Source organism: Burkholderia sp. SIMBA_062 (genome assembly GCF_046534765.1).
In the GTDB taxonomy this organism is placed as follows: domain Bacteria; phylum Pseudomonadota; class Gammaproteobacteria; order Burkholderiales; family Burkholderiaceae; genus Burkholderia; species Burkholderia ambifaria.
This window is the reverse complement of record NZ_JAWRYD010000248.1, coordinates 1-274: the sequence shown is the minus strand read 5'-3', so window position 1 is coordinate 274 and position 274 is coordinate 1. Positions and strand designations below refer to the sequence as shown.

Below are 274 nucleotides of genomic sequence, written 5' to 3'. Positions count from 1 at the left end.
AAGATCTTGTCAACCGGTTCGGTCAGGGCAGCATGGTGATCTTGACGGATGATGAAGACAGGGAGGGGGAGGGCGATATGGTGATTGCCGGGGCGCATTGCTCTGAAGAAGCGATGACCTTTCTCATCCGTCATGGATGCGGCATCGTCTGCGCGCCGCTGAGCGCTGCAGTCGCTGAGCGGCTGCACCTGGCGCCGATGGTACAGGTGAATACGGCGCCGTTGTCCACCGCTTTCACGGTTAGCGTCGATTTGCGGGTGGGCTTGCGCACGGG

Annotated in this window: 1 protein-coding gene; it reads left to right on the top strand. The window is 60.9% G+C overall.

The genetic code is table 11. The annotated features are described in order from the left end of the window. Positions 1-32: 32 nt before the first annotated feature. On the top strand, positions 33-274 hold a 242-nt coding region (locus SB786_RS36230), incomplete at its 3' end, for a 3,4-dihydroxy-2-butanone-4-phosphate synthase (protein WP_410731576.1).